The following is a 24,697-nucleotide window of genomic DNA, read 5'->3' on the forward strand; positions in this document are numbered from 1 at the left end:
GAATCTTTGATAACAAGCGTCAATTGTTGTCAGAGATTCTTTTTTTGTTATACTAGGAGAACCTAAAGGCGCATTTTTAACCAAAGATGAAAACATCATCAAAATAAGGTATAATAGGAAAGTATCAAATAAGATTAGAAGGAAAAAGAGGTGTCTCTTTGTGAAGAAAATTTTAGTAGTTGATGACGAGAAGCCAATTTCAGAGATCGTTAAATATAATTTGGTTAAAGAAGGATATGAAGTATTTACTGCTTACGATGGAGAAGAAGCACTTGAAAAAGTGGAAGAAGTGGAACCAGACTTAATTATTTTAGACTTAATGCTCCCTAAAATGGATGGCTTAGAAGTCGCGCGAGAAGTGCGCAAAACACATGATATGCCAATCATTATGGTGACTGCCAAAGATTCTGAAATTGATAAGGTTTTAGGATTAGAATTAGGAGCCGATGACTATGTAACGAAACCATTTTCAAATCGTGAATTAGTTGCTCGTGTAAAAGCCAATTTACGGCGAGGTGCAACCAATGCGAAAGAAGCCGAGGTGACAACACAATCTGAATTAACGATTGGTGATTTAACCATTCATCCTGATGCATACATGGTCTCAAAACGGGGTGAAAAAATTGAATTAACCCACCGTGAATTTGAGTTACTTTATTACTTAGCAAAACATATCGGACAAGTGATGACTCGTGAACATTTGTTACAAACCGTTTGGGGTTATGATTATTTTGGTGATGTGCGGACAGTGGACGTAACCGTGCGTCGTTTAAGAGAAAAAATTGAAGATAGTCCAAGTCATCCAACGTATTTGGTTACTCGTCGTGGGGTTGGTTATTATCTAAGAAATCCTGAACAGGAGTAATCAGGTATGAAGAAAAAAGTTCACTTTTTTCAATCTGTTAATTTTAAGATTGCGTTATCATTTATTCTGCTGTTACTGATTGCGATTCAAATCATTGGTGGCTATTTCATTCGTGAATTGGAAGCCACTACAATTTCCGATTTTAAAAAGAATATGGATTCCCAAGTTGTCCAATTGTCAAATACGTTAAGCACGCAGATGAGCAACAAAGATCTCGAACGTAGTGACGTTGATGCAAATTTAAAAAAAGCGTTATCTGATTTTTCAAATGCAGATATTTCTGAAGCGAGAATTGTCGATGATAAAGGGATTATTCGGGCAACCAATGATTTAAATCAACAAAATATTATTGGGAAAAAGAATGATTATCGTGATTTAAATGACTTTACGAGTAAAAAATATCAAGCTTTAGATAATGATAAACGCGTGTATGTGAATGTTCAGCCGATTCAATCGCCTACTGGAGAAACAGTGATTGGTGTCCTTTATGTGAAAAGTAATTTAGAAAATAAATACCAAGAAATTACCAACACAGCAAGTATCTTTTTCACTGCTTCTATTATTGCCGCAGCAATCTCGATTATTGTGACTTTACTGATTGCACGATCAATCACGAAGCCGATTGGTGAAATGCGCGAGCAAGCCATTCGAATCGCTCGTGGTGATTACGCTGGAAAAGTAGAAGTCCATGGAAAAGATGAATTAGGCCAATTAGCAGAAACATTTAATCAATTATCAGAACGGATTGAAGAAGCACAAGAAACAATGGAAGCAGAAAGAAATCGTTTAGATAGTGTCTTAACGCATATGACAGATGGTGTCATTGCGACGGATCGCCGCGGAAAGGTGATTACGATTAATGAAATGGCCCTTTCATTATTAAATGTAAAAAATGAAAATGTGATTGGGACCTCGTTATTAGAGTTGTTAGATATTGAAGAAGATTACACATTGCGGAAGCTGTTAGAAGAGCCAGATGAACTGCTGATTGATCGCTCAACGTCTGATCGTGAAGAAGACCAAATGATTATCCGGGTAGACTTTACGATGATTCGTCGGGAATCAGGATTTATTACTGGCTTAGTTTGCGTACTTCATGACGTCACAGAACAGGAAAAAAACGAACGGGAAAGACGGGAATTTGTTTCCAATGTTTCTCATGAGTTGCGAACGCCTTTGACAAGTATGCGTAGTTATATAGAGGCTTTGAGTGAAGGAGCTTGGGAAAACCCTGAGATTGCGCCGAATTTCTTAAAAGTCACGTTAGAAGAAACCGACCGAATGATTCGTATGATTAATGATTTGTTGAATCTATCTCGGATGGACTCTGGGAATACACATCTTCAATTAGAGTATGTGAATTTTAACGAATTGATTAATTTTGTCTTGGATCGCTTTGATATGATGATTGAAAATGAGCAAAAAAATTACAAAATTCGCCGTGAATTTACTAAACGCGATTTATGGGTAGAGTTAGATACAGACAAAGTAATTCAGGTTTTAGACAACATTTTGAACAATGCGATTAAGTATTCGCCAGATGGTGGCGTCATTACCTGCCGACTAGTTGAAACACATAATAATGTCGTCTTTAGTATCTCGGACCAAGGTTTGGGCATCCCTAAAAAAGATCTCGGGAAAGTCTTCGAGCGTTTTTATCGTGTGGATAAAGCCCGTGCGCGAGCACAAGGTGGGACTGGTTTAGGTTTAGCAATTTCTAAAGAAGTAATTCGGGCCCATAACGGGAGTATTTGGGTGGAAAGTACAGAAGGTGAAGGATCGACTTTCTATATTTCACTACCATATGAACCTTATGAAGAGGATTGGTGGGAATGATGAAATTATCAGAATGGATTACAAGAATTGGCTTGATTTTAATGGTCATTTTAAGTATATATTTTTCAGTCAATATCTGGCTGAATTCTGCCAAAAAAATACCAGAAATGAAGTCGGGAAGCCAAGTCACAACAGCTGTCAATGAAAAAGCCATTGGCGATGTCTATTTACCTTTGCAATTGATTCGAATAACTGATGGAAAAGCGATGCAAAGTAATCGTGAAACATTAATTAGTAATGTTCAAAATGATATTAAAATGGCTACGTTTGGTAAATTGACACAAGTTGTGACAAAAAATGCAGAGCAACTTAAGCGCTACAACCAAATGGAACAAGGCATTGAACTTCTTTATCAAGGTCCCTTTTTAATCTCGGACTATGCTTCGATTTATAATCTATCCATTAATTTTACTAACTTTAATGAGTTGACGGACCAGTATTTTACGAAAATTCAATTGGATTTTAACGAAAATAAGATACGCTTTTTAGATTATGACCAAGCCAATGTCTATGAAGCGCCCATGACTGTCAATAAGGCGCGCTTAATGGGAATTATCAATAAAGAGGGATTGCAATATCAAGACGTTTCCGAAAATACGCTAACCAAACAAGGGCAATGTTATTTAACCAATGATATGAAGTTGAAAAAGTACAGTTATATTTTAGCTTCGCAACCAGTTACTCGTTTTAGGAATGCTTTTTTCAATGAAACGGAAGATATTCAAACCAATGAAGACAGTCAAGACTTAACCTATACGAGTAAAGAAGAACGATTGTTTGCAGAAGAAAAACTGGGGAAAATCGATTTTAAAGGGACCTTGCCAGAAGAGAATAAACGGGATTCAATCTATAATCAAAGCTTTTCTTATGTAAAACGTTTAGGAACCAATATGGGGAATTTACGTTACTTTGATCGAACGAAAGATAGTGTCAATTATCGGACTTTTGTGGAAGGTTTCCCAGTGTTCAGTAATGATTTAAAAGGCCAAGTGGATATTCGCATCACGAACAACGATGGTGCTGCACCAAGCGTAACCATTAACACAAGTGTGAATACAATCCAAGTACCGATTCCTTCAGAAGAAGAAGTGACGCTGGAAAGCACGGAAAAATTGATTAAGCGTTTAGAAACGGCTGGTGCTAAAAAGGAAAAAATCCAATCGGCTGTTATCGGTTATACGTGGCAGACAATTGAAGAAGTCAAACAAGTCGTTGATTTAAGTCCGGAATGGTATGTCCTTTATAACAACAATTGGTACACTGCAACGGACTTGGTAAAACAATTACCAAGCTTGGAGGTGGGCTAATGGATTTTAAACGAATTGAGTGGATTTTCTTCTTAGCATTTTTAGGATTAAATATCTTTTTATTTGGAATTTATCGGGAAGGTCAACAAGAAGAGAGCAACGTCTCTTCTTCCAGCCAAACAGAATCGATTGAAAGTCGGTTGGAAAAAGATAACATCTCGTATAAAGGGACACTTTCTTCAGAACGATTGGAAGGCTATTATTTAAGTGGCGAACAAACCAATTTTTCTGCTGCTTTAAAAATCCAACGTGAAAAGAATAAAAATTTTTTGAGAAATGGGCTGCAAATTGCGGATAATACTTTAACGAGTGTACCTAGTAAAAACTATTTTATTGATCCTAAGAAAATTGATAAAGATTTAAGTACCTTTTTAAATGAAAAAAATGCTTTATTATTCGGAGACGAATATCAATACTTACCAGAATTTTCTCATTTAAAAGAGCCAACGGCAGAAATTGTGGCTGCACAATCGTATAAAGGAATTCCCTTTAGAGACGACACGGCAAAATTAAGTATTTTAGCAGATACGTCAGGTGAATTATGGAAAATTAGTAAATATTCGCAAACGCACATTGAAAATATTGAAGAGTTACGAGACAAAACGGATTTATATTCCAATCGTGATGCGATAGACACGCTCTATATGAATAACCGGATTCCTAGTAATTCCAAAATAACATTCATTAAATTGGCCTATTCAAGAATTTATAAAATTCGTGAGAAAAATGTATACGTTCCAGTCTGGTTTGTAGGAATTTCTACTGGTGAAGATTCAGTTGAAATTGAACAGGTGAATGCCGTAAGTAATACCATCATCACAAATAATACTGTGCCAAAGGTGGAAAAACATTAAGGTCCGTTGTATAATGAAACACGTTAATGTTGTAATGTAGAAGGGAAGAGTTTTAAATGGATTCAGAGTTTGCTTTTAATATCAGTGTTCTTGCCAGTGGCAGTACAGGCAATTCCCTTTTTATTGAAACCAACCAAAAGAAAGTATTAGTAGATGCGGGTTTAAGTGGCAAAAAAATCACTTCACTGTTAGCAGAAGTCAATCGCAAACCAGAAGATTTAGATGCGATTTTAGTTACACATGAACATCGGGATCACATTCACGGCGTTGGCGTGTTAGCGCGAAAATATAAGTTAGATGTCTATGCTAATGAAAAAACGTGGCAAGCGATGGATCCCATGATTGGCAAAGTCGATGTCGCTCAAAAACATATTTTTGAAATGGGCAAAGTTTTGACCTTGGGAGATATGGACATTGAAAGTTTTGGTGTCTCACATGATGCGATTGCGCCTCAATTTTATCGTTTTCATCGCAATAATCGTTCCTTTGTTGTTCTAACGGATACAGGTTATTGTAGCGATCATATTCGTGGTACGATTGAAAATGCAGATGCTTATTTAGTCGAAAGCAATCATGAAATTGAAATTTTGCGAGCAGGACCTTATCCATGGAGTCTTAAACAACGGATTTTAGGAGATAAAGGCCATTTATCCAATGATGATGGTGCTCTTGTGATGGCGGATGTATTAGGTGATAAAACAAAACGCATTTATTTAGGTCATCTTAGCAAAGAAAATAATACGAAACTTCATGCGCGAATGGCCATGGAGTCTACTTTGAAGCAAAAGGATTTAGGCGTCGGTGAAGCATTTAAGGTATATGATACAGACCCCGATTCAGCCTCAGAGTTATTTCAAATTTAGAATAATGGTGGTCTATCAGTTTTTGAGTGTGGAGCAAAAATCCAAAGTGATTTTTGTCCCATGCTCATTTTTTGTTCTTTTATCCAGCTGGTTTGACAGAGACATCGGTGATAATACTTTTAAACTCTTAGTTAATTTTTTGACAAATACTTGTGTTTGTCTGGTGTTAGGAGTATAGTTAACTAGATTTTTACTAGTGGGAGGTCTATGATGTTTCAATTTTTACCAAACTCTGTTTTACAGATGAGCACTATTTTTCTTTCGATTATTATCGAAGCATTGCCTTTTGTCATGTTAGGTTGTTTGATTTCAGGCGCTTTACATGTTTTTTTAACACCAGAACGAGTAAAAAAAGTGTTACCTAAAAATAAATTTTTATCAATTTGTGTAGGGAGTTTCCTAGGGTTTTTCTTCCCTTCTTGTGAATGCGGGATCGTACCAATTGTGCATCAATTTGTTAAAAAAGATGTACCAACACATACCGCTTTTGCTTTTATGTTAACGGCACCAATCATTAATCCAATTGTGCTATTCTCAACATACGTAGCTTTTAGTGGCGCAACAAAATTTGTGATTTGGCGAGTTTTAGGCAGTATGATTGTCGCGTGGGTTATCGGCATTTGGTTAGCTTATTTTCGAAAAGAATCAATTTTAACAGAAAAAGAGTTGGCGCAGATTAAAGAAGAGCAGGTTGCTCATACGCATGAACACGTTGATGAAGCTCGTTCATTTTGGAAAAACGGCTGGTCAGCGTTAACCCATAGTATTGATGAATTTTTTGATACGGGTCGTTATTTAATTTTTGGTTCCTTGTTGGCAGCAATCATGCAAACCTATATTCCAACTGGTGCACTTATGCAACTGGGCCATTCAAAAATTTTAGCGATTCTAGTCATGCTAGTCATCGCTGCTACTTTATCACTTTGTTCAGAAGCAGATGCATTTATTGGTTCTTCTCTTTTGAGTTTGTTTGGCACAGGACCAATTGTCGCCTTCTTAGTTTTTGGTCCAATGGTAGATATTAAAAATTTATTGATGATGAAACGTTATTTTAAAATGTCATTCATTGTACAATTTGTTTTGATAGTGGCGCTTGTCGTAACTATTTATGCGGCAGTAGTTTAGAAAGGAGGCCTACAATCGATGATACGATTTATTATTTTAATTGGATATATGGGGTTGATGATGTATCTTCAAATTTCAGGTGAGCTGAACCAATATATCAATATTCATTATAATTACTTAGCTGTTTTATCAATGGTTTTAGCTTTTATTATGGCGATTGTTCAATTGATTTTGTGGAACCAAGCAGATCCATCAATGCAAAAAAAACATGAAGACATGCACCAACATGGGGGACATGAACATCATGGCCATCAGCATAATTTGGAAAAACCCAGCCAAAGAGGGCTTGCCTATTTACTACTTTCTTTACCGTTGATTGTTGGCTTATTATTTCCGACAGTTAGTTTAGACACAACAATTGTTGAAGCAAAAGGATTTAACTTTCCAGTAAGTAAAGAATCAGTAGGGGATCCTGATATGCAAACGCAATATTTGAAACCTGATACAAGTATGTATTTCAATAAGACGGATTATGACAAGCAGATGGCAAAAGCCATGAAACAATATGATGGCCAATCTGTGATTTCAATTACGGATGAAAACTATTTGGAAATTATGGAACTAATCTATAATTATCCAAGTCAATTTGCAGGGAAAAGGATTTCTTATAAAGGCTTTGTCTATAATTCAAAACGAGAAGAAAGTGTTGACCAATTTGTCTTCCGTTTTGGGATTATTCATTGTGTCGCTGATTCTGGCGTTTTTGGCTTGTTGGTTCATTTTCCTGAACATACCCAATTTCAAAACAATGATTGGGTAACGATTACCGGCACAGTTGAGTTGTCCTATTATCCACCGTTTAAACGACAAATACCAACTGTGCAAGTGGAGAAAGTCAAAGCAGATCAAGCACCAAAAAATCAATATGTCTATCGTTCCTTTTAAAAAAAGTTGGTTGCTTCCTTATCAAATGGAAGCAACCAACTTTTTTGCTGTCTATTTTTTAATTTTGTTGCGTTTACGACGAATAAAACCCAAAGATTCTCTTTTTTCCCGAAAGCTGCGGATATTCTGATTGAAAACCTCAGAAGCGACTAAGCCTAACGCAATTGCCCCAGCAATCATTACAGCTTGCACGGTAAAATAGGCACCTTTTTCATAATTGCCAATTACAATATTCCGAACAGCTTGATAAGCTAAGCCACCAGGTACCAATGGAACAATACCAGGAATATTAAAAATCGTGACAGGCATTTTCAATATTTTTGAGAATAGGTAGCTTACTGCCGCAACACCGACAGCACCGATGAGGGAACCTAATGCTGCATTTCCACTAAAAACTTCAACGATTACCCAATAAAGCATCCAGCTTACACTACCAGTTAGACCACAAGCCACCAGTGATCGTCGAGGAACATTAATAATAATCGCAAACGCCGCAGAAGCTAAAAAACTAAAGATAAATTGTACCAAAACGATTCCTAGCAAGTAAGTCACTCCTTTTAATAGAAAAGTTGAAAGACAAAAGCAATGCCAAAACCAATCATTCCTGAAGTCATTAATGCTTCAGTCCCACGAGAAACACCCGATAAGTAGTGTCCAGCTAGCAAATCGCGAAGAGCATTGGTAATTTGCACACCAGGCACTAAAGGCATGACACAACCAATGATGATTAAATCTTGTGATTGTCCGAGTCCCAATTTGACTGAAAGAATAGCAGCTGCACCAATGAACAGCGAAGCTAAAAATTCAGATAAAAATTTAATCTTGAGAAACTTTAAACTAAAATAATAAAGACTATAGCCGCAACCACCAATCAGAAAAGTCAAGAATAAATCGGACCAGACACCACCAAAAAGAATCATAATTGTAGCGCTGACAACGGCCGCACTAACAATGCGTGCGCTAATTGGAAAATGTCGGTGTTCACTATCTATCACTTTTAGTTTATTCAGTAATTCCTCTAAAGAAAAATCACCAGCCACATAAGCACGAGACAGCTGATTCACACGAGAGATTTTTTCTAAATCAATGCCACGTTTCATTACTTGAACCATACGAATCGTGGAGGTTCCATCTATGCCAACAAATAACCCGGTTTGTGTCACATAGCTAACCATTCGATAGTTGCCAGAAGCAAGCGCAATTCGGCTCATTGTATCTTCAACACGGTACATTTCTGCATCGCTTTCTATCATAATTTTACCAGCTAACAAACAGGTTTCTAAAAGTAAATCCAAATGAGCAGGAGTCATTGAGCAAGCCTCACTTTATGTATTTTCTTCTAGTGTACTACAAACGAACCAAAAAGAGGAAATAAATAACAGCTGCAATCGAAAATTTACATCGTAAACAGATTGTTAGCGAATTGTAACATTAAAAGGCTGATATTATTTAATCATAGATATTTAAAAGTTTTCAAAAGAAAAACGTCGATTTTTTCGCAAAATGAATTGAAGGGAAAGGTGATATTCTGGCGATTTAGCAGACCTTTATTCTTGTTTTATAAAGTTGTGTATTTGTTTTTATAATTTTAAAATTATCGATGGCTGTCATTTTTTTACGAAGCCTTTATTAATAAAAGACTAAGAAATAACAAAAAAGAGAGAAGGAGAAGAAATTTTGTTTGTAGTTTCGGTTCTTTTCTAGTAAAATGAAATTGTATAAAAGTAGAAGTGAGGTGTAGTAAAATGGGTTTTACAGACGAAACAGTACGCTTTGATTTTGATGATAATCGAAAAAAAGCAATCAGTGAAACGTTAGAAACCGTATATCGGGCATTAGAAGAAAAGGGATACAATCCTATTAACCAAATAGTAGGGTATTTACTTTCTGGGGACCCGGCTTACATTCCTCGTTATCAAGATGCTCGAAACTTAATTCGTCGTCATGAACGTGATGAAATCATGGAAGAATTAACCAAATATTACTTAGCGAACCACGGAATCGATATCAAATGAGGATCATGGGGCTAGATGTAGGTTCACGGACAGTCGGTGTGGCTGTTAGTGATTTATTAGGTTGGACAGCACAAGGCATCGAAATTATTCGCATCAATGAAGAGGAAGAGAACTTCGGTTTTGAGCGATTAGGTGAATTGGTGAAAGAATACGAAGTCACGAAATTTGTCGTAGGTTTACCGAAAAACATGAATAATTCCATCGGTCCTAGAGCTGAAGCATCCATGGCATATGGTGATAAGATTCAAGAATTATTTCAATTACCTGTTGACTATCAAGATGAACGATTAACAACTGTCCAAGCAGAGCGTTTCTTGGTGGAGCAAGCAGATGCTTCAAGAGCCAAAAGAAAGAAAGTCATTGATAAACTAGCGGCAGTAATGATTCTACAAAATTATTTAGATGCACATAGCCGATAATTATCGAGCTTTGAATACATCAAGGGAGAGAAGAAGAATGACAGAACACAACCACGATCATGATCACGAAGGACATGAACACATTACTTTAGTAGACGAACAAGGAAATGAAACATTATACGAGATCTTACTAACTGTTGACGGTCAAGAAGAATTCGGTAAAAATTATGTTTTATTATATCCAGCAGGAATTCCTGAGGATGAAGATGTTGAATTGCAAGCTTACTCATATGTGGAAAACGCAGAAGGTACAGAAGGCGATTTACAGCAAATCGAAACAGACGCTGAATGGGATATGATTGAAGAAGTTTTCAATACATTCATGGCTGAAGAAGAAGAGTAAAACTGTAACGAGAGAAGCGCTACTTCTCCTATTGAGAAGTAGCTTTCTTAATAATAATTGTTATAATGTACATGTTGTTTCTATCATAAGATACTATCACTATCATTGAGTGTGGTGGATAAAGAAGGACAGCATTGTCTAGTTTTACAAGATGTTGTAAAAACGTAACATCCTTGTAATGACGTTGATTTGGCAACTATCTAGCATAATTTATAATTTGTGTTATACTAAGTATGAGGTTTTGGAAATACTGTTAATTTTATAATATTAAATAAAAAAATGGCTCCACCTACTGGCATAGGTAGAGCCGTCAGAAATTCAGTTAAACAAACACGTAATTATTGGTGTGGTGCATTGCCACGAACTGAAATTCCAGTTAATAAAGCAAGTAAATCAAACATATATTTCACCTCCTTTATTATGATAGCTTCATTATAACATTATCTGTAAAATGATGGTATGTTTAATACAAAAAAAATAGAAAGATTGGAGTTTTGACTGTGAGAGTAGCGGGAGAAAAAATCAAAACAGCGCGTAAAAAGAAAAAATTATCGCAAGCTGAATTGGCAAAAGGAATTTGTACACAAGCAACAATTAGTAACATTGAAAACAAAAATGTGTGTGACAGTTTAGACATTTTCTCATCTGTATGTCTACGTTTAGACTTACAAGTAGAAGAATGTATCGAAGGTTCTAGTGAGAAAAAACTCGAAAGCTTATTAAATAAAGTAGAAGAATTATGCTTTTACTTTAAGCACGATGAAGCCTATGATTTGTTGAAAGACTATCCAGATGATATCGAAAGTTCAAACAGAATTTTAGAAACAAAATTTTTCTATTATAAAGGAATTACGAGTTTATTAGGTAAGAAAAATAATAGCGAAGCATTGTTCTATTTACATCGTGGTTCTGAAATTAGTCGTGATATTAATATTTATAATATTTTGAGTATGAATGCGATCGGTATTTTATATGAATTAGAAGATGATATTGAAAAAGCAAAAGTTTATTACGATAAATCTTTACAATTGCTAAGCGAATTCAAATTAGATTATCCATTAGAGCAATGCCGTATTTATTATAATACCGCAAAATTCTATTCATTAATTAAAGACTATGCAAAGAGTATTGAATTAAGTGATAAAGGAATCGAAATTAATCGGACGCACAGTTCTATTTACTCTTTAGATTGCTTATTATACGAAAAAGCGTTTAATAAACAAATGCTAGGACTAGATGCTGTTGAAGATTATCGTATTGCGTACTACTTTACACGTTTCTTTGAAAATAAAAAATTACTTACTTATATTGAAAAAGATATGCAAGAGTTTAATATCAGTTTTAAATAATAAATTATTGTTTCAGATTTTAAAAAGAACAACCTAACTCAAGAGGAGTTAGGTTGTTCCTTTTTTTCTCTTTTTAATTTGTTTCTTTGACAGCGTTACGGACGCTTTCGGCGACGACTTTTGCGACTCCTTCTTGGAATGGATCGGGAATAATATTAGTCGGCGTGAGTTCATTATCGGGAATCAATTTTGCAATACCTTTGGCAGCGGCAATTTGCATTTCAATCGTAATCTTTTTCGCCCGAGCATCTAAGGCACCACGGAAGATGCCAGGGAAGGCTAACACATTATTAATTTGATTCGGAAAGTCACTACGACCAGTTCCGACAATATAAGCGCCTGCCGCTAAAGCTTCATCAGGAAAAATTTCAGGAACTGGGTTAGCCATTGCAAAAATAACTGGCTGCTCATTCATCTGTTGAATCCACTCAGGTTTTAAAACACCTGGTGCCGAAACACCAACAAAGACATCAGCGCCTTCAAGAGCAGTAGCTAAATCACCGGTACGGTGTTCCCGATTGGTTAGCTTCGCAATTTCTGCGTGGTGTGGTGGCAGAGCTGTATCTGTTTCGCTCAGAATCCCTGCACGGTCAACAATGATAATATGTTTTACGCCAGCAGCTAAAAATTTTCTTGTGATCGAAAGACCAGCGGAGCCACCGCCGTTGATTACCACATGAATGTCCTCTATTTTCTTGTTGATTAATTTTAAGCTGTTGTACAAAGCCGCTAGAACAACAATCGCTGTCCCGTGTTGATCATCATGGAAAACGGGAATATCTAGTTCATCGATTAAACGCTGTTCAATTTCAAAACAACGAGGAGCGCTGATATCTTCCAAGTTAATTCCCCCAAAGGTTGGAGCCAAAAATTTCACCGTTTGAATAATTTCTTCGGTATCTTGTGTATCTAAAACAAGGGGAATCGAATCCACACCAGCAAAGCGTTTAAACAATGCAGCTTTTCCTTCCATGACAGGCATCGCTGCTTCAGGACCAATGTTACCTAAACCTAAAACTGCTGAACCATCACTGATAACGGCGACGGTGTTTTTCTTTGTTGTTAATTCGTAGGCGCGTTCTTTTTTTTCATGTATGGCAGAAGAAACAGCCGCAACACCTGGTGTGTAGGCAATTCCTAAATCTGCTTTTGTTTCAATCGGAACTTTAGGGCAGACTTCTAATTTCCCCCCAAATTTTTTTGCTTGCTCAATCGCTAATTCTTTTACATCTTTTGTTGACATATCATTTTCCTCCTAAATAATTCACTTATAGTTAAAAAAGCATTCTAAAAATAGCAGTCATTGTTATTACTGTAATGGCACCGCCTAAACGTGTCGCAACTTGTGCAAACGGCATTAAGTTCATTCGATTGGCTGTACTTAAAATAGCCACATCGCCAGTCCCACCCATACCACTCTGACAAGCGGAGACAATGGCAGCCTCAACGGGATTCATATTCATGAAGCGTGAAACGAAAAATCCTGTAGCAATAACAGTGAAAACGACACTAATTACCACAACAAAATATTGCCAGCTAAGCATTCCTACGACATCTTTTAAAGGAATATATAACATACCTAAGCCGACCATTAACGGGAACGTAAAATTGCCAGAGATAAATTTATAAAGCTGTTTTGATCCGCGTTGGGTTTCTTTCGGTACTACATTTAAGTATTTTAAAAAGGCTGCTACAACAATCATCAAAACAGGACCAGGAAAGCCTGTTAAGTGTTGCAATAAACCGCCTGTAATAAATAAGGTACACGCAATTAAAACACCAGCGCCCATTAATTTTACATCAATTGGTGCTTTGTCTTCTTCTAAAGCATCACTTAAATCATCTGAATTGGTAATTTTGATCAACTGACCTTGTCCAGAAAGTTCAGGGCGTTTTTCTCCTAAACGACTAAGTAAACCTGAACACATGATAGCAAAAAAATTACCAATAATGGTTGCGGGAATTAATTGCCCCACTAATTGTTCACTTGGCAATCCAGTAATGGCACTATAACCAAGGGATAAAGGAAGAATGCCTTCACCGATTCCACCAGCTAAAACAGGAGTGACGATATAGAAAAGGCTATGTTTCCAACCGAGACCTAACAGCGTTCCAACAAGGGTCCCAACGCCCATTGCTAAAATCATTCCTAATGCCATCGGGACAATCATGCGCATTAAACCTTGGACTAAAATTTTGCGGTTCATTCCAAGGATACTTCCACAGACCAAACATGCAATATAGAAATAGAGAAAGTTTGCTTGTTTCATTAAAATATCTGTTGAGTCTAAGACATTTTGGTTGAGTAAATTGAAAAAGACCATAATTGATGGTACTAATAAAGATAAAATTGCGGGACCGCCAAAATGTTTCAAAATAGGAATATTTCCACCAATTGTTCCAAGTAACCAACCCATTGTTAAAATTACGGCAAAACCACCTAACATATTGACTGGTAGTTGTTCTAATAGAGCCGTAACAAGAATAATGCTAGCTGTTACAAGATAAACAGGTAACGTAACCGAACCAATCCTCGTTTTGGTTAATTTGTTGCGCCAATCTGTTTCATTAGCAGCTGTTGCGTGCAATTTCTTTTCCATGCTATTTCCTCCTATAACTTTAATCTATATTCATCATAATGTAAACGTTTTCTATGGAGTAGATTATTTAATTAATTTAACTAAAGAAAAGTTTTTTAACCAAATCTTCCTATGCTATACTTTATTTGAAGAGAAAAGAGGGATGGCATGAAGCGTGGCGGGAAATTATGGTGCTTCTTATCAGTGATTTTTATTGCAACATTAATTATTATGATTACTTTCTTTTACGGAGTAACGACGGTCCAAACAATTAAAGAAGTTCGTAAAAACCAAGAGCAAGCACTTTTAGCCGTCGGGGAACAGTTGGCTATTGAACCGAATGTTATTGAAGCCTTAAAGAATGATCACTATTCAGATGAATTGGAAGCGTATACGGTTCGTTTAGGTGAAATCCATCAGTTGGATTTTATCGTGATTATGAATATGCAGGGGATTCGTTTAACACATCCTGATCGCCAAAAAATAGGTAAGCATTTTGAAGGTGGCGATGAAGTGCGAGCATTAAAAGGGGAGGAACATTTGTCTGTTAGTCAAGGGAGTTTAGGAGAATCATTACGAGGTTTTGTCCCAGTCTATGATCAAGGAAAACAAATTGGGGTTGTGGCAATGGGCATTAAAATGACCTCGCTTTCACAATTGATTGAACGAACAAAAAATGATTACACAGTGAGTGTCCTTTTAAGTGTTGGTTTTGGCTTTATATTAGCCATCGTGGTTTCTTATTATTTGAAAAAACAACTTCACGATTTAGAGCCAAGAGAAATTGCTCGTTTATTAGAAGAGCGAAACGCCATGCTTGAGGAAACGAAAGACGCAATCCTTGTGATTGATACCGATCAAAATATTTTATTAGCAAATATTGAAGCAACTAAAATGTATCATAATATAACAAATAGTGAAGAAAATTTACTAGGAAAGAAACTTTCAGCATTGGTTTTATCTCCTGAAAAATTAGTCGTACATTCAAAAACAGAGCAATTCTATCGTCAAAATGGCCAGGATTATTTCGTCTCAATCGCCCCGATTAATGTCCGTAAAAAAACAATTGGGCATGTTATCTTTCTGAAAAATGCGACGGAAACGTTTATTGTCGCAGAACAGCTTGTCAGCACAACAACATATGCTTCGGCATTACAAAGTCAATCACACGAATTTATGAATAAGATGCATGTCATTTATGGCTTAGTCGATTTAGAAGATTATGAGGCGCTAAAACATTATCTAGCCGATTTATTGAAACCAGAAAAGGAATTTGCACAGCGCTTAGCTATTTTGGTCAGAAATCCTATTCTAGCAGGTTTTTTAAGTGGGGAAAGAATCAAGTTTGCAGAAATTAAAACACAATTAGCTATTGAAATTTATCCAGAAATTCCACCAAATAAACGAGATGAAGATACGCAAAATTTGATTGCTATCTACCGTTATATTCATCGTTTCCTGATGGAGCAAACGTTGCCAGAAGAGATCATTGAAACCATTGATTATCAGCCAGGAAGTTTGACGACGACTTATTCGTTTGCTTATCCAAAAGAACAACTGGAACGCTTTGAGCAAGAGTTTTTCACTTCTTATTTGGCAAGATTATTAGAGAATGCGGAAGCGACATTGACTTGGGAAAACCAACAAAACAATTGGCTTGTCCTTCGCATAAATGTTCATTACGAAGGAGCAGAGGAAAATGAACCTATTGATTATTGAAGACGATCCTATGGTTGCATATATACATCAAAAATATCTTGAAAAATTAATTCACCAACCGACTATTTTTACGGTTGCAACAATTGCTGAAGGTCTACAATTAACGAAAGAAAAACAACCAGTACTTGTTTTATTAGACGTTCATTTAAAAGATGGCAACGGCTTGACCTATCTGGCAACAATTAGAGATGAAAAAATTGATACAGAAGTTATCCTGATTACGGCTGCCAACGAGTTGGAAAATGTTAAACGAAGCTTACATTTAGGCGTTTTAGACTATTTAGTTAAACCCTTTTCTTTTGAGCGATTTCAACAAAGTATCGAAAACTATCAGAAAAAAGCTGCTCAATTCACGCTGGAAACGAAGGAGCTTTCGCAAACAAAAGTGGACCAATTGTTTCATTCTTCACAGACAAACGCACGTAAAAATGAACAAGCTCTTCAAAACCTGTCCTTAGAAAAAGGACTAACACAAGCAACATTACAATTATTGTTAAAAAAAATAGACGAATTTACCGACTATTTTACGATTCAAGAATTATCAGAAGCGAGTCAGCTTTCACATGTTTCTGTTCGCAAATATGTGTTGTTTCTAGAAAAAAATAACCTTTTAGAAAGTAAAAATAGCTATTTAAAAGTGGGGCGTCCCTATCAATCGTATCGGAGAATTTAGTATTTTTTAGTAAATAAAAAAGTAATTGAAAAGAGGCGAAATACAGCTGATACTCCTTTTTATTCTCATTTAAAGAACTTAATTGAGAATGGAAAAGAGGATATTATTTGTTATTTTTTGAGAATATATGATATTCTTTATTATGTAAGAAATAATATTATATGGGAGGAACGAGCGATGAAAGTTATTGTTTTAGGATCATCACATGGAGGTTATGAAGCGGTAGAGGAATTACTAAATCTTCATCCTGATGCAGAAATTCAATGGTATGAGAAAGGTGATTTTATCTCATTCTTGTCTTGTGGCATGCAGTTGTACCTAGAAGGAAAAGTGAAAGATGTTAATTCTGTTCGCTATATGACTGGCGAAAAAATGGAGAGCCGTGGTGTAAATGTCTTTTCTAATACTGAAATTACAGCGATTCAACCAAAAGAACATCAAGTGACAGTGAAAGATTTAGTGTCAGGTGAAGAACGTGTTGAAAATTATGATAAATTAATCATCAGTCCCGGAGCTGTCCCATTTGAATTAGATATTCCAGGTAAAGATTTGGATAATATTTACTTGATGCGTGGTCGTCAATGGGCCATTAAATTAAAACAAAAAACAGTAGATCCAGAAGTCAATAATGTGGTTGTGATTGGTAGTGGTTATATTGGGATTGAAGCTGCCGAAGCATTTGCAAAAGCCGGTAAAAAGGTTACCGTTATTGATATTTTAGATCGTCCATTAGGGGTGTATCTAGATAAAGAATTTACAGATGTTTTAACAGAAGAGATGGAAGCCAATAACATTACCATTGCAACTGGTGAAACAGTTGAACGTTACGAAGGCGACGGTCGTGTGCAAAAAGTCGTTACAGATAAAAATGCGTACGATGCTGATTTGGTCGTTGTAGCGGTTGGTGTCCGTCCAAACACTGCTTGGTTAAAAGGTACCTTAGAATTACATCCGAATGGCCTAATCAAGACGGATGAATACATGCGGACAAGTGAGCCAGATGTATTTGCAGTAGGGGATGCTACGTTAATTAAATACAATCCTGCAGACACAGAAGTAAATATTGCCTTAGCAACGAATGCTCGTAAACAAGGTCGCTTTGCTGTGAAAAACCTAGAGGAACCAGTTAAACCTTTCCCTGGTGTTCAAGGATCTTCTGGCTTGGCCGTCTTTGATTATAAATTTGCTTCAACAGGGATTAACGAAGTCATGGCTCAAAAATTAGGAAAAGAAACAAAAGCGGTGACAGTAGTAGAAGACTACTTGATGGACTTTAATCCAGACAAACAAAAAGCTTTGTTTAAATTAGTGTATGATCCTGAAACAACACAAATTTTAGGCGCTCAATTAATGTCAAAAGCAGATTTAACTGCAAACATTAATGCTATTTCATTAGCGATTCAAGCCAAAATGACGATTGAAGACTTAGCCTATGCGGACTTCTTCTTCCAACCAGCGTTTGACAAACCTTGGAACATTATTAATACAGCGGCTTTAGAAGCGGTGAAACAAGAACGTTAATAGAAGAGAAAATAAAACCCATGAGTATTTATAGTACTCGTGGGTTTTATTTTTATTTTGTATTCAATTGATTTTTCAACTCTTGTTGGACACGATTTAATTCTTGTTCATCCACACGTTGGTAGGAAACACCATCTTGCATAAAACCAGTACCTTGAAGTTGGTCTTGTTTCACTTTACCAAAGGCACTGCGATAGTCTAAGGCAATTTTTTTCATGTCATCAAAACTTAAATCTGTCTTCATATTATCAGAAACAGCTGTTAAAATTTCTTGATAGTTGCTTACGCTGTTAAGACTTAAGACTTTTTGGACGATGCCTTCAATCACTTTTCTTTGACGTTCTTGGCGGCCGTAGTCACCATTAGGATCTTCGTAACGCATTCTTGAATAGGAGAGTGCTTGTTCACCATCCAATGAAATTTTACCAATCGTAAAATCATACCCGTCTTGAGAAAAAGTCAGATTATTGTTCACTTCGATTCCGCCAACCGCGTTGACTAATTCTTTTAAACCAGCCATATTAATTGAAACATAATGATTAATAGGTATGTTTAAATAGTTTTCAACTGTGTCCATTGCTAAAGATGCCCCACCAAAAGCATAGGCGTGATTCAATTTATCTTGTTTTCCTTGACCTGGAATATCTACATAGGTATCGCGAGCAAGACTGACTAAGGTTGTTTGCTTGTCACGAGGATTAACTGTTGCAACAATTGTTGTATCCGAACGACCTTGCTCGACACGCCCATCATCGCCTGTATCGATCCCTAATAATAAAACAGAAAAAGGCTCCTTATTGTTTAAATTGACCTGACTTTTTTTAGATCGTTCTACTGTTTCATAGGTTTTATCCATTGATTTAGAAACATCCCAATAAAGTTTTGCTCCCATTCCAACAACTGCAAGAAATAGAACCAAGATAATTCCAAAGATAATGGCAAAAATTTTCTTCCCTTTTGACATATTTTTCCTCCAATAATTTATCACAGGTTGTGATTTTTTTCTTATAGGTTAATCTTACTAATTTTTAGTGAAGAAGTATATAATAATTGTTGAAAGACTATAAAACTTTAAGGTATTTTGCATTATTTTTGCTTAATCTTTTGAAATATCTCAATTCTATTAAAATATGCGAATTAGTATATTACACGTTTTCAAGGTGTTTCATTGTTGATTAATTAGAATTTTAGTGGTATTTTTGTATTTGTAATTAGTACAGATTTTAATTGGAGGTATAACAGTGAGTAAAAAAGGATCAGATATCATAGTAGAAAGTTTAATCAATCACGAAGTGCCCTATATTTTTGGGATTCCCGGTGCAAAAATTGATGGGGTTTTTGATGCATTAGTTGACAAAGGTCCAGAATTAATTTTAGCTCGACATGAACAAAACGCTGCCTTTATGGCACAAGGGATTGGTCGTTTGACGGGAGAGCCTGGCTTAGTTATTGCAACTAGTGGACCTGGTGCCAGCAATTTAGCCACTGGGTTAGTAACTGCGACTGCAGAAGGGGATCCTGTTTTAGCATTGGCTGGACAGGTGAAACGGTCCGATTTGTCAAAATTAACTCACCAAAGCATGAATAATGCTGCATTATTTAGCCCAATAACAAAATTCAGTACAGAAATTCAAGATCCAGAAACATTATCTGAAAATATTGCCAATGCTTACCGTATCGCCAAAACAGCGAAAAAAGGTGCAACATTCTTATCGATCCCACAAGATGTCACAGATAGTCCGGTGACAGGCGAAGCAATTAAGCCTTTGTCGGCTCCGAAACTGGGCCATGCATCAGCAGAAACAATCGCAGCTTTAGCTGAACGAATCAAGCAAGCGAAGTTACCTGTTTTACTTTTAGGAATGCGGGCCTCTGCACGAAAAGTTACCGCAGCCATTCGTGAATTGGTTGCTATAACTGGTTTGCCAGTCGTGGAAACGTTCCAAGGAGCAGGAATTATTTCAAAAGAATTAGAAGAACATTTCTTTGGGCGTGTTGGTTTATTTCGAAACCAACCTGGGGATCGTTTGTTAAAAAGAAGTGATTTAGTGATTGCGATTGGTTATGATCCAATTGAATATGAAGCACGTAATTGGAACGCAGAAAAAGATGCGCGCGTTATTGTTATTGATGAAGTTCAAATGGAAATTGACCAATATATGCAACCGGAAGAAGAGCTAATTGGTGATATGTCTAAAAATATTTTGAAATTATCAGAAGCATTTAGTGAACCAATACTAACAGAAGATGCGCAAGATTATTTAGAAACGCTTCAAGAAAAATTAACGATTAAAGAAGTAAAAACAAGTACAATTGAAAATCGATTACATCCATTAGAAATTGTTCAAACGCTTCAAGAAAAAACCACGAATGAAATGACAGTTACTGTTGATGTAGGGAGCCACTACATTTGGATGGCTCGCCACTTTAGAAGTTATGAACCGCGTCATTTATTATTTAGTAACGGTATGCAAACATTAGGTGTCGCTTTGCCTTGGGCAATCTCGGCTGCGCTGGTTCGTCCGAATACACAAATTATCTCTGTTTCTGGGGACGGCGGTTTCCTATTTTCGGCGCAAGAATTAGAAACAGCGGTTCGTTTAAAGCAAAATATCGTGCATATTATTTGGAATGATGGTAGTTATGATATGGTTAAATTCCAAGAAGAAATGAAATATAATCGATCCTCTGGCGTAGATTTTGGTCCAGTTGATTTTGTGAAGTATGCTGAAGCTTTTGGAGCTAAAGGGGTTCGAGTGCATTCACAAGCAGAATTTGCCGCAGCTTTAGAAGAAGGAATGCAAACAGAAGGCCCAGTGATTATTGATGTTCCTGTGGATTATTCAGATAATCAAGAATTAGGTAAAACATTGTTACCAGATCAACTTTATTAGGAGATGGAAAAATGAGCGAACAATATGTTTATCAACATGGTACGCTAGGCGGTTTAATGGAAAGTTTGATGGCAGGAACGGCAGAAATTGGTACGTTACTCACGCAAGGTGATTTTGGAATTGGGACATTAGAAGGCTCAAATGGCGAAATTATTTTATTGGACGGTACATTGTATCATGCAAATCAAACTGGCGAAATTACTATTCTAGAAGGCGAAGAATTAACGCCATATGCCGCAGTTACTCGTTTTCAAGAAGATGGCGCATTCCCTGTATCAACGGAAACCGATGAAAATATTAAAGCACAAATTTTAGAAAAAATTAGTCCTAATTTTTTTGCGGCAATTAAAATTAGCGGTCTTTTTGCGAAGATGCATGTCCGTGTGGCACCTAAACAAGAAAAACCGTATCCACCATTTGTAGAAGCCGCACGCAATCAACCTGAATTTACAGCGGAGAATATTCAGGGAACAGTTGTAGGGTTCTTTACACCTAAATTATTTCATGGTGCCTCTGCCGCAGGGTTTCATTTGCACTTTATCAGTGAGGATCACCAATTTGGTGGGCACATTCTTGATTTTGGCATTAAACAAGGGACTGTTTCGTGGATGGAAGCAGCAGAATTGCGGCAGCATTTTCCAGTTCATGATGCTGATTATCGGAATAAAGAAATTGATATTGCAAAAGCTTTGTCCGCAATTGAAGAAGCGGAATAACTGAATAACAAGGCACATTTCTCCACGCCCATTCAAGTTGACCTAGTTAGTCAACTTGAATGGGCTTATTGCTGTTCGTCGCTTTTTGTTGTTATTTTTCAAAAAAAAATAGTATCCTTTTTATAATAAGTAAATAACAATTGGAAAGGATGGCGTAATGGACACACTTTATAGAAGTTGGCAATTATCTGGTTGGCTCTATCATGATATTTTTGTTATCATTGTAGCAATTATTTTTATAGTAATTAGTGGTATTTTGGTTATTTCCTTAATAAGAAGGCGGAGTACAAGGAGACTGGTTCCCTATGCGTTAATTTTATTGGTTTATCTTGCAGTGGTACATTTTGCTGGTTTGATATTTTTCGGAATGTTTCGTTCAGTAACGATTGAAGAGAAAAGTGCGACGTTTTATTCTGAAAAAACGAAAGGCTTAACTTCAATCGAGCGAATGATTATTCCAAATGGACGAACGAATGGCATTAGCACCAGTAACTCATTGTTCCAAGTGATTTCTGTTAATAGTCAGACGGGCGAACGAATGTGGAGTAAACGTTTAGGTTGGCGTGATTATTTAATTGGTCAAACAGATCAATATGTGGTTTTGAATAATGCTGATAACGAGGCCATTTACTTACTCGATACAAAAACAGGGGAAAAACAGTTTTCTGAAGCGGATTTAGTGAAGAAATTCCCTGAATTAAAAGACTATTTAAGCTCTGATTTCGTTGATTATCGTTTTATGGATAATCGCTATCTCTATATTTATGGATTAAACAATCGATATTATCAATTAGATTTGAAAAATTGGCAGTTAAAACAAGACCCAACTTTCAAAGAAGTCTTTCAAACACAAGAAGCGCCTAAATGGACGGTAGATTCAAATGAGAGTCAAATTGGTCAAGAGCTGTCATCGGAAGAGCGTACAACAGTGCAAGGAAAACTAGAAGAGCAACTAATAGCACCAGTTTTATTAGGCAAGAAAGATGAAGCAAATTATTATGTTCTGTCATACAAGAAAAGACAAAGTAATCAAGCGATAGTTGGCTTATACAATTGGCAGAAAAAAACATACGAGTGGCAAACACCGTTGCTTTTAACTAAAGAAAATGTACCTATTGAAGCTTTTCAAGTAGAGGATGCGTTATTCATTAAAGTCCCGCGTTATTTATACAAAATTAACCTGAATAATGGTAATCAAGAGTATCAGTTTGATTACCGTTGGGGCCAAGTGATTCGTTAAACGAAAAGCGGTAAAGCATGCTTAGACAAATAGAAGGAGCAAATAGTCCTTATGATATAAAAAAACGCTTAGAAGAGTAGTGATTCCGCTAGTTTTCTAAGCGCTTTTTTATTTTATGCAGGTCCAGAGATTAAATTCCAGATAATCGAACCTGTATATGCGCCAGGAAATAATTGTGAAACAGGGGTTTGGATTGCAAGAGAAATATCGGTCATGCGGCCGCTCCACATTCCTTGTCCTTTTCTATCACCAGCGTTACTCATTAAAGTGGCACCGTTACCGATAATAATTGGGTTGGTCGGGAAGTCGGGTGCAGCAGGATCTTCTGAAAAATCCAGTCCATACATTGTATTTGTCATAAAGAAACGCCTTAACGTTTTGTCATAGCGAGCATAGCCGCCTGTTAATTGAAACGTAATGATGCCTAGTAAAGAATGAGCTTCGTTTCGCATGTGTGGGATTTCAGCAGTGACATGCCAACCAGTTAAGGCTCCGCGAACATCCCCCATCCCGAAGTGTCTCATTGTATGAGTATTGCCTTCAGAAGGTTGTATAGGAACTGCCGTTAAATCACCAGAAATCGCTTGGGTTTCAAAAGTAAATTCTTTCGGAATAAAGAGCAAGTCAAAACTAGTGTTAGGATTTTCTAAATCAGGATAAATGGCATCGTCAACCGATTCATCACCAGGCAGCCCTCCAATTTCTAGTTCAACTGAAACAGGCGTTTTTCCAGAACGGGTGGCAAAAGAAACCGATGGGTCAAAACTAAAGAGACTGAATACTAGCAACAAGGCTGCAAGTGATTGATAAGTGAGTAGATTTTTTTGCTTCAAGAAAGTTCCTCCTTTAGGTGCTGATAATATAAGTATACGCAAAAGGAGCTGTTTTTATTTATCAGTAATTTACAGGAAATTCGAAAATATTGAGACAGATGGTTTTTAATATTAGTTGAGAAAGGTGAGTCGACAATTTTTACTTGTTGATTCTGTCTTTTTTGAGCACCATTCGTTATATCAAGCATGCTAAAATATAAAAGAAATCATCAGGTATCACTAATGAAAAGGGAGAGGAGGAGAAAACTTTGAGTAAGTGTTTGGGGTTGTTGATGATTTTATTTGTATTATCTGGCTGTTCAGGAAGTAGGAATTCGCAACAGGAAGTCGTTATAGAAAAGTCTGCTAATAATGACAAAGCAAGACAATTTGTTGATCAAAAAAATCCGCATTTAGGAACGCAATTAGAAGCAGAATCTTATACTAAACAGGAAGCGATTGAATTTTTACAAAATGGTTTAGGGATACCAACGAATGACTCGGCGTTTCATTATACGTTTAAGCAGTCAAATAAAGGAAGTTATGTTGTTCAAATTAGATCTGAAAAGAATAGTGTCTCAAAAGAGAATGAATTGTTCGGATATTATCAGGTGTATCAAGATGGTATTATAGTGAAAATGATGGAAAAGGATCAAACGTTCCAAGAAAATTAAGTGATAAA

General features: G+C 36.4%; 24 protein-coding genes. 18 read left to right on the plus strand and 6 right to left on the minus strand.

Going from position 1 to position 24,697, the window contains the following annotated elements; all coding sequences use genetic code 11:
• The first annotated feature begins 160 nt into the window (after positions 1 to 160).
• The 7 genes from yycF (at position 161) to IGM04_RS05075 (ending at position 7,735) form a co-directional block, all read left to right on the plus strand.
• Positions 161 to 865, plus strand: coding sequence for a response regulator YycF (yycF, locus tag IGM04_RS05045; protein WP_002357947.1), 705 nt, complete (start codon positions 161 to 163; stop codon positions 863 to 865).
• A gap of 6 nt (positions 866 to 871) precedes the next feature.
• Positions 872 to 2,701: a cell wall metabolism sensor histidine kinase WalK gene (gene walK / locus IGM04_RS05050; protein ID WP_002357946.1), complete on the plus strand. Its 1,830-nt coding sequence runs from the start codon at positions 872 to 874 to the stop codon at positions 2,699 to 2,701.
• Positions 2,698 to 4,008: a YycH family regulatory protein gene (locus IGM04_RS05055; protein ID WP_002385989.1), complete on the plus strand. Its 1,311-nt coding sequence runs from the start codon at positions 2,698 to 2,700 to the stop codon at positions 4,006 to 4,008. Before walK ends, IGM04_RS05055 begins: the two co-directional genes overlap by 4 nt.
• Positions 4,008 to 4,862: a two-component system regulatory protein YycI gene (locus IGM04_RS05060; RefSeq protein ID WP_002365516.1), complete on the plus strand. Its 855-nt coding sequence runs from the start codon at positions 4,008 to 4,010 to the stop codon at positions 4,860 to 4,862. The genes IGM04_RS05055 and IGM04_RS05060 overlap by 1 nt, the downstream gene beginning before the upstream one ends.
• Before the next feature lie 56 nt (positions 4,863 to 4,918).
• Positions 4,919 to 5,725 (plus strand): MBL fold metallo-hydrolase, encoded by an 807-nt coding sequence (locus IGM04_RS05065; RefSeq protein ID WP_002357943.1) that lies wholly within the window; start codon positions 4,919 to 4,921, stop codon positions 5,723 to 5,725.
• A gap of 210 nt (positions 5,726 to 5,935) precedes the next feature.
• Positions 5,936 to 6,850, plus strand: a complete 915-nt coding sequence (locus IGM04_RS05070; protein ID WP_002357942.1) for a permease — start codon at positions 5,936 to 5,938, stop codon at positions 6,848 to 6,850.
• Between the two features lie 18 nt (positions 6,851 to 6,868).
• Positions 6,869 to 7,735, plus strand: coding sequence for a TIGR03943 family putative permease subunit (locus IGM04_RS05075; protein WP_002357940.1), 867 nt, complete (start codon positions 6,869 to 6,871; stop codon positions 7,733 to 7,735).
• Positions 7,736 to 7,786: 51 nt separating this feature from the next.
• Here IGM04_RS05075 and IGM04_RS05080 read toward each other — a convergent pair whose 3' ends face one another.
• Positions 7,787 to 8,287: a threonine/serine exporter family protein gene (locus IGM04_RS05080; protein ID WP_002382172.1), complete on the minus strand. Its 501-nt coding sequence runs from the start codon at positions 8,285 to 8,287 to the stop codon at positions 7,787 to 7,789.
• A 5-nt stretch (positions 8,288 to 8,292) separates the two neighbouring features.
• Positions 8,293 to 9,045, minus strand: coding sequence for a threonine/serine exporter family protein (locus IGM04_RS05085; RefSeq protein WP_002357938.1), 753 nt, complete (start codon positions 9,043 to 9,045; stop codon positions 8,293 to 8,295).
• 435 nt (positions 9,046 to 9,480) lie between these two features.
• Here IGM04_RS05085 and ireB point away from each other — a divergent pair, with 435 nt between their 5' ends.
• The 4 genes from ireB to IGM04_RS05105 all read left to right on the plus strand — a co-directional run bounded on the left by ireB (position 9,481) and on the right by IGM04_RS05105 (position 11,861).
• Positions 9,481 to 9,750: a regulatory phosphoprotein IreB gene (gene ireB / locus IGM04_RS05090; RefSeq protein WP_002357937.1), complete on the plus strand. Its 270-nt coding sequence runs from the start codon at positions 9,481 to 9,483 to the stop codon at positions 9,748 to 9,750.
• Complete coding sequence (gene ruvX, locus IGM04_RS05095; protein WP_002357936.1) at positions 9,747 to 10,169, plus strand: Holliday junction resolvase RuvX; 423 nt, start codon at positions 9,747 to 9,749, stop codon at positions 10,167 to 10,169. The genes ireB and ruvX overlap by 4 nt, the downstream gene beginning before the upstream one ends.
• 37 nt (positions 10,170 to 10,206) lie before the next feature.
• Positions 10,207 to 10,512, plus strand: a complete 306-nt coding sequence (locus tag IGM04_RS05100) for a DUF1292 domain-containing protein (RefSeq protein WP_002357933.1) — start codon at positions 10,207 to 10,209, stop codon at positions 10,510 to 10,512.
• 500 nt (positions 10,513 to 11,012) lie between these two features.
• Positions 11,013 to 11,861: a helix-turn-helix domain-containing protein gene (locus tag IGM04_RS05105; protein ID WP_002385984.1), complete on the plus strand. Its 849-nt coding sequence runs from the start codon at positions 11,013 to 11,015 to the stop codon at positions 11,859 to 11,861.
• 73 nt (positions 11,862 to 11,934) lie between these two features.
• On the opposite strand, the gene IGM04_RS05110 is transcribed toward IGM04_RS05105, so the two are convergent.
• Positions 11,935 to 13,104, minus strand: coding sequence for an NAD(P)-dependent malic enzyme (locus IGM04_RS05110; protein ID WP_002360544.1), 1,170 nt, complete (start codon positions 13,102 to 13,104; stop codon positions 11,935 to 11,937).
• Between the two features lie 31 nt (positions 13,105 to 13,135).
• Positions 13,136 to 14,461, minus strand: coding sequence for a 2-hydroxycarboxylate transporter family protein (locus IGM04_RS05115; protein WP_002357930.1), 1,326 nt, complete (start codon positions 14,459 to 14,461; stop codon positions 13,136 to 13,138).
• Between the two features lie 147 nt (positions 14,462 to 14,608).
• On the opposite strand from IGM04_RS05115, the gene IGM04_RS05120 reads away from it, so the two are divergent.
• The 3 genes from IGM04_RS05120 to IGM04_RS05130 all read left to right on the plus strand — a co-directional run bounded on the left by IGM04_RS05120 (position 14,609) and on the right by IGM04_RS05130 (position 18,353).
• On the plus strand, positions 14,609 to 16,159 hold the full coding sequence (locus tag IGM04_RS05120) for a Spo0B domain-containing protein (protein ID WP_002379345.1): 1,551 nt from the start codon (positions 14,609 to 14,611) through the stop codon (positions 16,157 to 16,159).
• A complete protein-coding gene (locus IGM04_RS05125) occupies positions 16,140 to 16,832 on the plus strand; it encodes a response regulator (RefSeq protein ID WP_002361649.1) in 693 nt (230 codons plus the stop codon). Before IGM04_RS05120 ends, IGM04_RS05125 begins: the two co-directional genes overlap by 20 nt.
• A 177-nt stretch (positions 16,833 to 17,009) precedes the next feature.
• On the plus strand, positions 17,010 to 18,353 hold the full coding sequence (locus IGM04_RS05130; protein ID WP_086317793.1) for an NADH peroxidase: 1,344 nt from the start codon (positions 17,010 to 17,012) through the stop codon (positions 18,351 to 18,353).
• A 52-nt stretch (positions 18,354 to 18,405) separates the two neighbouring features.
• On the opposite strand, the gene IGM04_RS05135 is transcribed toward IGM04_RS05130, so the two are convergent.
• A complete protein-coding gene (locus tag IGM04_RS05135; RefSeq protein ID WP_002404487.1) occupies positions 18,406 to 19,317 on the minus strand; it encodes an LCP family glycopolymer transferase in 912 nt (303 codons plus the stop codon).
• Positions 19,318 to 19,594: 277 nt separating this feature from the next.
• On the opposite strand from IGM04_RS05135, the gene alsS reads away from it, so the two are divergent.
• The 3 genes from alsS (at position 19,595) to IGM04_RS05150 (ending at position 23,203) form a co-directional block, all read left to right on the plus strand.
• Positions 19,595 to 21,247: an acetolactate synthase AlsS gene (alsS, locus tag IGM04_RS05140; protein WP_002357923.1), complete on the plus strand. Its 1,653-nt coding sequence runs from the start codon at positions 19,595 to 19,597 to the stop codon at positions 21,245 to 21,247.
• An 11-nt stretch (positions 21,248 to 21,258) separates the two neighbouring features.
• Positions 21,259 to 21,963 carry an acetolactate decarboxylase gene (budA, locus tag IGM04_RS05145; protein ID WP_002363752.1) on the plus strand — a complete coding sequence of 235 codons (705 nt, stop codon included), beginning with the start codon at positions 21,259 to 21,261 and terminating at the stop codon, positions 21,961 to 21,963.
• 157 nt (positions 21,964 to 22,120) lie between these two features.
• Positions 22,121 to 23,203, plus strand: coding sequence for a PA2928 family protein (locus IGM04_RS05150; protein ID WP_010777569.1), 1,083 nt, complete (start codon positions 22,121 to 22,123; stop codon positions 23,201 to 23,203).
• 113 nt (positions 23,204 to 23,316) lie between these two features.
• On the opposite strand, the gene IGM04_RS05155 is transcribed toward IGM04_RS05150, so the two are convergent.
• Positions 23,317 to 24,078: a WxL domain-containing protein gene (locus IGM04_RS05155; RefSeq protein WP_161971869.1), complete on the minus strand. Its 762-nt coding sequence runs from the start codon at positions 24,076 to 24,078 to the stop codon at positions 23,317 to 23,319.
• Positions 24,079 to 24,308: 230 nt separating this feature from the next.
• On the opposite strand from IGM04_RS05155, the gene IGM04_RS05160 reads away from it, so the two are divergent.
• Entirely contained in the window at positions 24,309 to 24,689 is a 381-nt protein-coding gene (locus IGM04_RS05160) for a hypothetical protein (protein WP_025192801.1), read from the plus strand.
• Positions 24,690 to 24,697 lie beyond the last annotated feature (8 nt).

It is taken from the genome of Enterococcus sp. DIV2385 (genome assembly GCF_051711925.1).
GTDB lineage: Bacteria > Bacillota > Bacilli > Lactobacillales > Enterococcaceae > Enterococcus > Enterococcus faecalis.

Excerpts from the sequence above, each read along its gene's own strand:
- IGM04_RS05110 (WP_002360544.1), bottom strand. The coding sequence starts at position 13,104 with ATGTCAACAAAAGATGTAAAAGAATTAGCGATTGAGCAAGCAAAAAAA.
- budA (WP_002363752.1), top strand. The coding sequence starts at position 21,259 with ATGAGCGAACAATATGTTTATCAACATGGTACGCTAGGCGGTTTAATG.
- IGM04_RS05075 (WP_002357940.1), top strand. The coding sequence starts at position 6,869 with ATGATACGATTTATTATTTTAATTGGATATATGGGGTTGATGATGTAT.
- IGM04_RS05070 (WP_002357942.1), top strand. The coding sequence starts at position 5,936 with ATGTTTCAATTTTTACCAAACTCTGTTTTACAGATGAGCACTATTTTT.
- IGM04_RS05055 (WP_002385989.1), top strand. The coding sequence starts at position 2,698 with ATGATGAAATTATCAGAATGGATTACAAGAATTGGCTTGATTTTAATG.
- IGM04_RS05120 (WP_002379345.1), top strand. The coding sequence starts at position 14,609 with ATGAAGCGTGGCGGGAAATTATGGTGCTTCTTATCAGTGATTTTTATT.
- ireB (WP_002357937.1), top strand. The coding sequence starts at position 9,481 with ATGGGTTTTACAGACGAAACAGTACGCTTTGATTTTGATGATAATCGA.
- IGM04_RS05115 (WP_002357930.1), bottom strand. The coding sequence starts at position 14,461 with ATGGAAAAGAAATTGCACGCAACAGCTGCTAATGAAACAGATTGGCGC.
- IGM04_RS05100 (WP_002357933.1), top strand. The coding sequence starts at position 10,207 with ATGACAGAACACAACCACGATCATGATCACGAAGGACATGAACACATT.
- IGM04_RS05135 (WP_002404487.1), bottom strand. The coding sequence starts at position 19,317 with ATGTCAAAAGGGAAGAAAATTTTTGCCATTATCTTTGGAATTATCTTG.
- IGM04_RS05130 (WP_086317793.1), top strand. The coding sequence starts at position 17,010 with ATGAAAGTTATTGTTTTAGGATCATCACATGGAGGTTATGAAGCGGTA.
- IGM04_RS05125 (WP_002361649.1), top strand. The coding sequence starts at position 16,140 with ATGAACCTATTGATTATTGAAGACGATCCTATGGTTGCATATATACAT.
- walK (WP_002357946.1), top strand. The coding sequence starts at position 872 with ATGAAGAAAAAAGTTCACTTTTTTCAATCTGTTAATTTTAAGATTGCG.
- IGM04_RS05160 (WP_025192801.1), top strand. The coding sequence starts at position 24,309 with ATGATTTTATTTGTATTATCTGGCTGTTCAGGAAGTAGGAATTCGCAA.
- ruvX (WP_002357936.1), top strand. The coding sequence starts at position 9,747 with ATGAGGATCATGGGGCTAGATGTAGGTTCACGGACAGTCGGTGTGGCT.
- IGM04_RS05150 (WP_010777569.1), top strand. The coding sequence starts at position 22,121 with ATGGACACACTTTATAGAAGTTGGCAATTATCTGGTTGGCTCTATCAT.
- IGM04_RS05060 (WP_002365516.1), top strand. The coding sequence starts at position 4,008 with ATGGATTTTAAACGAATTGAGTGGATTTTCTTCTTAGCATTTTTAGGA.
- IGM04_RS05085 (WP_002357938.1), bottom strand. The coding sequence starts at position 9,045 with ATGACTCCTGCTCATTTGGATTTACTTTTAGAAACCTGTTTGTTAGCT.
- IGM04_RS05065 (WP_002357943.1), top strand. The coding sequence starts at position 4,919 with ATGGATTCAGAGTTTGCTTTTAATATCAGTGTTCTTGCCAGTGGCAGT.